The sequence below is a fragment of the Halorubrum salinum genome (assembly GCF_024494575.1).
Lineage (GTDB): Archaea > Halobacteriota > Halobacteria > Halobacteriales > Haloferacaceae > Halorubrum > Halorubrum salinum.
The window spans coordinates 1,067,390-1,076,792 of sequence record NZ_JANHDO010000001.1; the positions used below are offsets into that span (position 1 = coordinate 1,067,390).

Annotated in this window: 7 protein-coding genes and 1 rRNA gene; 4 read left to right on the top strand and 4 right to left on the bottom strand. The window is 59.6% G+C overall.

Annotation, left to right across the window (positions count from 1 at the left end; genetic code table 11):
• Positions 1-113 precede the first annotated feature (113 nt).
• On the bottom strand, positions 114-854 hold the full coding sequence (locus NO930_RS05735; protein ID WP_137783813.1) for a proteasome assembly chaperone family protein: 741 nt from the start codon (positions 852-854) through the stop codon (positions 114-116).
• A 205-nt stretch (positions 855-1,059) separates the two neighbouring features.
• Here NO930_RS05735 and NO930_RS05740 point away from each other — a divergent pair, with 205 nt between their 5' ends.
• Positions 1,060-2,172, top strand: coding sequence for a mechanosensitive ion channel family protein (locus NO930_RS05740; protein ID WP_256402792.1), 1,113 nt, complete (start codon positions 1,060-1,062; stop codon positions 2,170-2,172).
• Between the two features lie 183 nt (positions 2,173-2,355).
• Positions 2,356-4,020 carry an MATE family efflux transporter gene (locus NO930_RS05745; RefSeq protein WP_256402793.1) on the top strand — a complete coding sequence of 555 codons (1,665 nt, stop codon included), beginning with the start codon at positions 2,356-2,358 and terminating at the stop codon, positions 4,018-4,020.
• A 129-nt stretch (positions 4,021-4,149) separates the two neighbouring features.
• Here NO930_RS05745 and NO930_RS14080 read toward each other — a convergent pair whose 3' ends face one another.
• Entirely contained in the window at positions 4,150-4,377 is a 228-nt protein-coding gene (locus tag NO930_RS14080; protein WP_137783345.1) for a DUF7385 family protein, read from the bottom strand.
• A 70-nt stretch (positions 4,378-4,447) separates the two neighbouring features.
• On the bottom strand, positions 4,448-5,302 hold the full coding sequence (locus NO930_RS05750; RefSeq protein WP_256402794.1) for a DUF7117 family protein: 855 nt from the start codon (positions 5,300-5,302) through the stop codon (positions 4,448-4,450).
• Between the two features lie 1,170 nt (positions 5,303-6,472).
• On the opposite strand from NO930_RS05750, the gene NO930_RS05755 reads away from it, so the two are divergent.
• Entirely contained in the window at positions 6,473-7,666 is a 1,194-nt protein-coding gene (locus NO930_RS05755) for a Cdc6/Cdc18 family protein (RefSeq protein ID WP_256402795.1), read from the top strand.
• A 196-nt stretch (positions 7,667-7,862) separates the two neighbouring features.
• On the opposite strand, the gene NO930_RS05760 is transcribed toward NO930_RS05755, so the two are convergent.
• Positions 7,863-8,423: a TATA-box-binding protein gene (locus NO930_RS05760; RefSeq protein ID WP_004046033.1), complete on the bottom strand. Its 561-nt coding sequence runs from the start codon at positions 8,421-8,423 to the stop codon at positions 7,863-7,865.
• Positions 8,424-9,293: 870 nt separating this feature from the next.
• On the opposite strand from NO930_RS05760, the gene NO930_RS05765 reads away from it, so the two are divergent.
• A 16S ribosomal RNA gene (locus NO930_RS05765) occupies positions 9,294-9,403 on the top strand; the annotation flags it as partial.

Genomic DNA, 9,403 nt, shown 5'->3' on the forward strand with positions numbered 1-9,403 from the left:
GCATCGACGGTCCCCTCTGGTATAGGTTTTTACTATGAGTCGAGTTGCACGCGTTTTCAGAGCGCAATTCTTCACTTGGTTTTTGACACTGACAGCCCGCACGGGTACCTCCGCTACATATACATCCGATCGTAGGTTCCCTCGGGCTCGCGCTCGTCGATCCGCTCGGCCAGGTCTTCGTAGTACTGACGGATCTCGGCTGCGAAAGCCTCCAGTGGTCCGGAATCTACCCCGAGGTCGTACGTGGCATCGATCGTGTCCACGAGTCGGACTGCCGCCTCGACGTCCGGAGCCTGTGCGTGAACCGGCGTGATGAAGACGCCGACGCCCAACGGTGAGTCTATGCCGTACTCGAGCAGCGACGCGTTCGTCCCGTCGAGAAACCCGGTCTCCATCGGCGGAACGGAATCTCCTTCGAGCCGGGCGGTGCGGTAATCGTCGGTCGCGACGTAGAACGTTCTGTGTGCGTCGGGCCCGTGTGGGATCGGGACGCCGGCGAGCACTGCGACCTCCGAGACGCCCTCGGCTTCGGTCCAGCCGAGGATCGACGTCGCCAGTCGTTCCCCGAGGATCGGCGGGACGAACTGCTCGCCAACGAGCACGGTCACGTCGACTTCGTCATCTGAGTACAACCGGATCGAGTGGCGCGGCCGCCCCTTTTCGAAGGGGGTGATCGAGGGAAGATCGGCGGTGCTCACGTGACCGATCTCTTCGAGTTCCAGATTTTCGACGAGATAATCGACGGCGGTGAGGCCAGCGAGCCCAAACGACGAGAATCCGGCTATGAGAACGTCGTTCGGTGATACCTCGTGGGTGACGTTGAACGAAGGACGTTCAAGCGGCGAGTGTGACATGCTTTGAATTCGATGGTCAGGATGTTAATGATTTCCCGAGCGGAGGTCTCGCCTTCGGGTGAGCGTTTCGGTCTCGATTCGATATCTCGCTCTCGGATTGATACCTCGCTCTCAGATCGATATCTAATTCGTACATTCACGAAAACGCCGTCCGGCGTATCGCGAGGCAGAAACGCTTTTTCCGATGGCCGACGGCGGGTTTGCCATGGCACGCCCCGACCCGGTCGGCCTCGTCGCGAACCCCGGTTCGCTTCCGCTTGCGGACTGGGTCGCTAGGCTCCCGTCGGTCCCGAGGGCAGCGTTGACGTCGCTCCCGGGATCAGGGCTGCTGATCGTTCTCGTGTCCGCTGCGCTCGGCGTACTCGTGTCGAAGTTCCTCGTTCGGCTCATCGGACGCCCCGTGGCGCGGCGCGTATCCCGACAGAGCGTCGCACAGACCATCGTTCGTGGTGTTCGGGTCGGGACGATTTTGCTGGCGACGCTTATCGGCCTGGGGATTGCCGGGTTTCAGTTCGCCGACCTGCTCCTCGGAACCGCGGTCTTCTCCGCCGTGATCGGTATCATCCTCGCACCGATCGTCGGGAACTTCATCAACGGGATCTTCGTCCTGGCCGATCAGCCGTTCGAGATCGGCGACATGATCCAACTGGAGAACGGGACGACCGGATTCGTCGAGGACATCACGATCCGATACACGAAGATATTCACTCTCGACAACACGTTCATCGTCGTTCCGAACGGAACCATGCGCGAGCGTGACGTGACGAACTACTCGGCCGAGGACGAACGGACACGCCGGACGATCGACGTGCTCGTCACCTACGAGAGCGATATCTCCGAGGCGCGTCGGCTCATCGAGCTGGGAGCGCGCGACTGCGACGCGGTGATCGACGGCGGACCGGACATTCGAGTCGGCATCGCCCGATACACTGCCAGCCCCGACTGCCGACTCCACGAATTCGGCGACGACGGGGTGCTGCTTCGACTTCGCTACTGGGTGAAAAAACCGTACAAGCTCGCGAAGGTGCAGTCAGACGTGAACACGCTGATCCGCGAGCGGCTCGCGGACGCTGACGTGGAGATGGCGTACCCGCACCGCCACCTGATCTTCGACGACACGTCCGGCGTGGCCCGTGTCGACGGTCCAGTCGAACCGGTCAGTGGCGACGCCTCCGTCGAACCCGAGCCGGCGACTGACGCTGCTGACGGAGGCACCGCCGACGGTGCCGACGGAAGTACCGCCGACAGACCCGCGGCCGTCGATGACGGTCGCGACGACCGAGATCGGGACGACCCCGTGACCGGCGACGGCAGTTGATCCGACACCCAAAGTACCCGGCTCGACATCACTCGGCGTGGGTTCGCGCGTCGCCGACCGACGCCACTTGGGACGGGGTCGCGTATCACTGTCGCGTCGAGGCTACAGTGCCCGTCGGTAGCTCGATGCGACGTGACGCGTGGATCGGAAGGGTGATGCACTGAGATACCCGAGTACGTGTCAGTGAGCGACGAGCCCTCCACGGAGTCGTCAGACTCGCGTCCGTCCGGTACGGATCCCGCTACGAAGACCGCGGGCGGTGACGAGACGACAGCCGGTGACGAGACGACAGCCGGTGACGGATCGGCACGCGGTAGCGATGCGGCCGACGACGGGGCGAGAGACCAGCGAATCCCGACGGAGTCGATCACGGAGGGTGGTCTCGTCGGACCGCTGTTCCACCTCGCGTGGCCGATCGTGATGATCCAGCTGTTACAGGTGATGTACAACGTCGCCGACACCCTGTACTTGGGTCGGTTATCGGCCGACGCGGTGGGCGCCGTCAGTCTCGCGTTTCCGCTGATCTTCTTGCTTATCGCAGTCGCTGGCGGATTCACGACCGCGGGAGCGATACTCGTTGCACAATACACCGGTGCTGACGGTGATCGGTCCGCAGGGCTCGTCGCCGGCCAGACGATCGTCACCGTCGCGGTTCTGTCGGTGTTCATCGGGATCGGCGGGTATCTCTACACCCGCCCAGCACTGGAGCTACTTCCGAGCGATCCCGAAACGGCGGCAGCGGTCATTCCACTCGCGGCAGACTACATGGAGGTCATCTTCGCGGGAATCCCACTGATGTTCGGATTCTTCGTCTTCTCCGCGCTGATGCGCGGGTACGGCGACGCTCGAACACCGATGGCCGTGATGGTCCTCTCCGTCTTGCTGAACGTCCTTCTCGATCCGTTTTTGATATTCGGATTCGCCGGCAATCCCCTGTTTCAGTGGCTCGCCGAAGTTCCGGTCGTGTCGGTTCTCGATCCGATAGCGGTACAATCGGCGGGGCTCGCCGCGACTGGATTCACCGGATACGGTATCGAGGGTGCCGCGATAGCGACAATCTTCTCCCGCGGAGTCGCTACCGTGATCGGCGTCTGGCTGCTGTTCGCGACCGATGTTGGACCGGCGGTCGATCTCACACACCTACGCCCAGATCTGGATTTCATCGGAGACATCTTTCGTCTCGGCCTCCCTTCGAGCGTCGAACAGACGACGAGCGCGCTGGCGATGATCACTCTCACTGCGATGATCGTGACATTCTCGCCGCCGGTAGTCGCCGCATACGGGCTCGGGAACCGACTCATCTCTCTCGTGTTCCTTCCCGCGATGGGGCTTGGGCGGGCGATCGACACGATGGTCGGTCAGAACCTCGGTGCCGGTCGAACCGATCGGGCGGGGCGGGCTGTCAAGCTCGCTGCCGGAACCGGGGCGGGCGTCATGTTTCTCGTCGCGGTCGTCGCCGTCGCGTTCACCGAACCGATCGTCGGCGCGTTTCTCGGCGAGGTCCCCGACGCGACGGAAACCGTCTCGTATGCCGTCGAATACGTTCGAATTCGGTCGGTTGAGTTCGCCTTTATCGGCGTCTCACAGGTCATCCTCGGGGCGTTCCGTGGTGCCGGAAACACCAAAATCGCGATGATCATCTCGATCCTCACGCTCTGGGTCGGTCGGGTCGCGAGCGTCGCCTATCTCGTCTTCGTCGCCGGATGGGGCGAAACCGGCGTCTGGGTCGGCATGGCGGTCGGAAACGTGCTCGGTGCAATTGTCGGTGTCGCGTGGTTCGCGCGCGGTACGTGGACCGAGCGATATATCGATGAGCCAACGCGCGACGCTCCGATCGGCAACGACTGAGCGATCGGCAACGACTGAGATCAGTGACGAGCACCGACGGCCAAACGGCATGGCTGAGCAGTTATCCTTGAACAAGACAGCGCGACTTGAACAAGACAGCGCGACGCCTGAGCAAGACAGCGTGTCAGATTAATGTCGAAAGAGGTGGATAGCGTCGTCATCACGGAGCAGACAAAACCGCGCTCCGTCGTTCTCGGGGAATTTCGTCTCGGTCTCGCTCGTGGAAAACAAGCGACTGAATGGCGCGTCACACACCGGACAGGGAATGTGGTCTCGATTCTCCCACAGACTTGTCGAACCGGTGTCTTTCAGTTGTTTGAGCGCGTGGCGGTGGTCATGAACGTCGAATTGTGGCATGGATCGGCGTCTGTTCGAGGGACACTCAATGTATCCCTGTAGGTATCAGGCTTGATTTTGTCTGCGTTGCCTAGGTAGACACCTTTGTGAGTTCATCGCGTGCCCGAGTGAGGGCCGCGTGCTCGCCTTCTCTGACGAACTCTCCGATGGCGTCCGCCGCATCAACGAGGGCATCGGCCTCAGCCGGCGACACGTCACCACCGAGTGCTTCGACACGCCTCGTACGGTCCCGAAGCTGCTCGATCACGTCCCTGACGATCTCCGGTTGGGGCGGGTCGGTACCGCTATCGTTCTCCGCGATCTGTCTGGGTGGGTCGGTTTCCGTCTCGCTACCGGTATGTGCGGCGTCGTTAGACGCCTCTCCGTCCTCATATTCGTCGGGATCCTGTCCGTTGGGATCCTGTCCGTCGAGAAACGTGAGGAGGTCGACCCGATACGCCTCGACCGAGTGCACCGCTGCCAGCCCACGTGCTTCTTGAATGGATTCGGGAACGTCGGCCTTCGGCGGACGAACACCGTCTTTTACACCATCTAAGAGGCTGAAAATATATTTCTGCTCGATGTCGGTCGGATCGCGCAACCGATTGTAGACATCTACCGCTTCAAGCAGTTCGCGTGCGGCGAGGTATACGGGGTCGAGCGGAAGCAACTCGCCCCCTCGGATAAATCCCCGCTTGCGCGCGTACTCGCGGAGATCGTCTTTTAGTTCTTCTACACTTTCGTCCGAAATCGTCTCACGCGCCTCGGCGAAGCGAGAGCGATGATCACTCAAGTCGAGTTCGACGGCCGTGTCGGTGTGTGCCGTTCGTTCGTCCAAACCGACGCTCCGTACGCTCCCACATGCGGGACACTTGACCGATCCCGTCTCGTAATACGACCAGTGCGTGCCACACTCGTGACACTCTCGCTCTCCTCGAATTTTCATACGGTGACATCGATCTCAAGGGGGTAAATGTCTGTGTGTGTTAGTGCGGTACAGTCACGTCTGTAGCCGTCTTGTCTGATTGTGAACGACACTGCTGTGAGCGATTCTTGACAGTCGCGGTGAACAATTCTGTCCCCTCGCTGTGAACCACCGACGGTCGAACCAGACCTGTTGGACGACCTCGTTTCACTGTTTCTTCACTGTCTCCCTCTATTGACTCTATTGAATGATTTTCGCGCCGATGATTTTCGCGCCGAACGATCGCTGAGCCAGTGACCGCTGAGTGAGTGATCCTGGCTGACGAGTTCAGCCGAGTGATCCTCGACGGAGCGGACGCCGCTATCGAAGCGTAGCGGTTTGGGTGGAGTGACACACCGTGTTTCCGGTGAAATAGGGGTGTCGTTGGGGTTGGGTTTGGGGCTGACCGCGGACCTAATCTCACGCTGCAACCACATCTATTATATACGAATCCTGTGTACCGTCCACTGACTCCAAACAGAGTCTCTGAGCAGTGGCAACAAATTGGGTTTTCACCGGAAACGAGCTTATTCTCCCAATCCTGTATAATGATTACAGGAAGCACTTGGGTTGACTCCACACTACGTGTCTGATTATTGGCGTCTGCTCGGAATAGCGGGCCGATCGGGTCCACATCTGTGTCCGGCAATATTTGCTTCCTTTGTGGTAGGGACAGATTTCCGGGAGGATATCACTCTTTCAGGAGGTAGTCTCTTTCAGAGATGCACCGAGTCGGGTACTACTCTGAGTTTAGGTAACACTGGAGTCTCAGGATGACACCGCGTTTCCGGTGAATTCGGTAGTGTTCAGATAAGCTGATTCGGACCAAATTTTGATTAACCCGGGTTCTGCACTCATTCTCGTCTCATTTGGAATTATTTTGTGCTTTGGTACAGCTTCCATCTCGAGACACTCGGATTGACCCCGTTCGAATCTCTGATACGATTATATATCTCCCTCGCCGCCATCTTACCCGCCGCTATCTTACCCGCCGCCATCTTACCCGCCGCTATCTTACCCGCCGCCATCTTACCCGCCGCTATCTCACACCCACCCCAACAACGCATTTCACCGGAAACACGGTGTGTGTCTCAAACGGAAACACCCTGCTCGAAACGGAATACATTTCACCGGAAACACGGTGTCTCTTCCATGGACGCAGCGGACGACCTCTTCACCAGAGAGGATCCAATATTCGCCAACAAGGAACTCCTCGAGATCAGTCATCTCCCCGGAGAGGGACGGATCGTCGGCCGTGACGACGAGATATCGAATCTCGCCACGGCGGTTAATCCGGCGATCTTCGGCCAGAGCCCGAGCAACGTTCTCATCTACGGGAAAACGGGCACCGGGAAGTCGCTCTGTGCGAAGTACGTCTCGAAACGACTCGTCTCGACCGCGGGCGAAGAGGGAGTTAACGCGACGTTCGCATACGTCGACTGCGCCCAGGACACGACCGAGACACAGGCGGTTCAAACCATCGCAGACGGTGTCAACGACCCCGACGCGACCGGGATCAACGTTCCGGACAAAGGCCTTTCGACGTCCACGTACTACAAACGGCTCTGGCGCATCCTCGATCAACGCTACGACGTCGTTCTCATCATTCTCGATGAGATCGACAAACTGGACGACGACGCCATCCTGATGCAGCTCTCGCGAGCCGGCGAGGCGGGAAAGATCACGGACTGCAAGCTCGGGGTTATCGGGATCAGCAACAAGATCCAATACAAAGACCGCATGGACGAACGGGTCAAATCGAGCCTCTGTGAACGCGAGTTCGTTTTCCCGCCCTACGACGCGAATCAGCTCAGAGAGATCATGCAGGCCCGTGCCGACGCGTTTCACGACGAGGTCCTCGAACCTTCGACGATCCCGCGTGCAGCAGCCCTCGCAGCCCGCGAACACGGCGACGCTCGAAAGGCCATCGACATCCTCAGATACGCGGGTGAGATCGCCCAATCGAACGGCGAGCCGACTGTCAGAGAGGGGTTCGTTACTCAGGCGCGCGAGCGCGCGGAAACAGACCGATTCCGTGAACTCATCCGCGGATCGACCCCTCACTCGCGGTACGTGCTTCAGGCGCTCGCACTGCTCTCGCTCTCTTCGGGTCGTCAAGACGGGTTCCGAACGAGCCGAGTGTACGAAATATACGAGAACATCTGTCGCCAAGAGGGGTCAGACAGCCTCTCTCTCCGGCGCGTCCGTGACCTGCTCAAAGAACACGCGTTCCTCGACATTATCGAGCAGTCGAAACACAGCGGCGGAAGCGCCGAGGGAAGTTACACGAAACACCAGTTGCTGGAAGATCCGAGCGTCGTCAAGGAGGTACTGACAGAAGAGTAGCCAGAATTGCCTCAGCGTCGAGTCTGAGACCAGCGTCGGGCCCGGGATATCCGATCTCTTCTCCGAACGAGAGACTCGTATTCATAACGACGCGACGGACGTGACGAAATCGACCGGAGCAGTGCTCAGACCGTGGCGTCCGACAGCGCGTCGGGCGGGGCGGTCCATTCGTTTGGCCGGCGGATCGCTTGCGGAGTCACCCGAGCAGCCCGAGCCCCTCGATCCGCTCGACGATCTCTTCTACCGCCTCTTCTGCATCGTCCGTGCGCTTGCCGCCCGTGATGACGATCTTTCCGCTTCCGAACAACAGGATCACGACTTCGGGTTCGTCCATCCGGTAGACGAGACCGGGGAACTGTTCAGGCTCGTACTCGACGTCCTCTAACCCGAGGCCGATCGCGAGCGCGTTGAGATTCAGATTGTGCCCGAGGTCGGCGCTCGACACGATGTTCTGGACGGTGATCTCGGGGTCGTCTTCGACGGGAATCTGCAGTCCGCGGAGCTTCTCGAAGATGATGCCGAGTGCCTCGTGAACGTCGTCGATACTCTTTGCGCCCGTGCACACGATCTTTCCGGACCGGAAGATAAGCGCGGCCGCCTTGGGCTCCTGCGTCCGGTAGACGAGACCGGGAAAGTTGTCCGGATTAAAATCGGCACCGGGAAGATCCTCTGCGAGCGCCTCTAAGTCGAGTTCCTGGCCGATCCCCGTCGATGCAACTACGTTCTGTATCTCGATCGAATCTGCAGGGTTCGTCATCGTTCGCTTTTATATGTGGGTCCCTCCCTTATAAACGCCCGTGGTATAAACGGCCGGATCGCTGGTCCGCGGTGTCATCTCGCTGCCGAGGTGCGTCAGTGTCGGTTTTGGCGAATGGCAACGGAGCTTGCTCGTCGCTGTTTTCCCTCGATGACCGCCGTCTCACCACGTGAGACACGCGTCCACCGGTTCTCCAACACCACCTACAGGCTCCCGACACCGGGGAAAACCAATCTGTCCTCTCCACTGCGATACCCCTCTCTGACGCCTGCCGGATCTTTCCCCGTTCGATGTTGTCTCCGCACGATTCGCACCAGACGGATTGCTATGAGAAAATAACAAAATTTTGGTATGTACTCGTGACGGCTCTCGACACGCGAGCACATCACAGTCAGTATCGCATTCGATCTCGGCTCTCCATACCGTGGCTTTCGTGGCAACCTCTCCCATTGAAACCGCATGACGTAGCGCCGATGGTTCGACGGGGTTAAATACAACCCGCCATTCGTATTGGATGCGAAGGTCCCACGGTGCGAGGGACACCGGCTGGCCGCTCGTCGGCCCGTCGAAGCGTTCCGACGTGCTTAAGTGTATAAGCCCGTTCGGTCAAGACGCGAAGAACGCACCGCGAATTCGGGCCGTTCAACTCGGCCCGGTTTCGCAGAGTCGGCTCGTCCGACTCACCAACATGAGGATTTCGCCCCCTGCGCTCCGGCGTAAGAGGAAATCTGATGTGAGCCGTGGTCGTTCGGTGTCATCCAGGTCGCTGGGTGCACTGGACACCATATCAGACCATGCAATGGTGTGTTGACAACGCGTCAACACCCGCCAACACCCCCTCAGTGCCGGGAACCAGGCACTGAGGTATACATTCCGGTTGATCCTGCCGGAGGCCATTGCTATTGGGATTCGATTTAGCCATGCTAGTCGTACGAGTTCATACTCGTGGCGAATAGCTCAGTAACACGTGGCCAAACTAC

Coding starts and splice junctions, on each gene's coding strand:
- NO930_RS05735 (WP_137783813.1), bottom strand. CDS start 854: ATGTCACACTCGCCGCTTGAACGTCCTTCGTTCAACGTCACCCACGAG.
- NO930_RS05740 (WP_256402792.1), top strand. CDS start 1,060: ATGGCACGCCCCGACCCGGTCGGCCTCGTCGCGAACCCCGGTTCGCTT.
- NO930_RS14080 (WP_137783345.1), bottom strand. CDS start 4,377: ATGCCACAATTCGACGTTCATGACCACCGCCACGCGCTCAAACAACTG.
- NO930_RS05750 (WP_256402794.1), bottom strand. CDS start 5,302: ATGAAAATTCGAGGAGAGCGAGAGTGTCACGAGTGTGGCACGCACTGG.
- NO930_RS05755 (WP_256402795.1), top strand. CDS start 6,473: ATGGACGCAGCGGACGACCTCTTCACCAGAGAGGATCCAATATTCGCC.
- NO930_RS05760 (WP_004046033.1), bottom strand. CDS start 8,423: ATGACGAACCCTGCAGATTCGATCGAGATACAGAACGTAGTTGCATCG.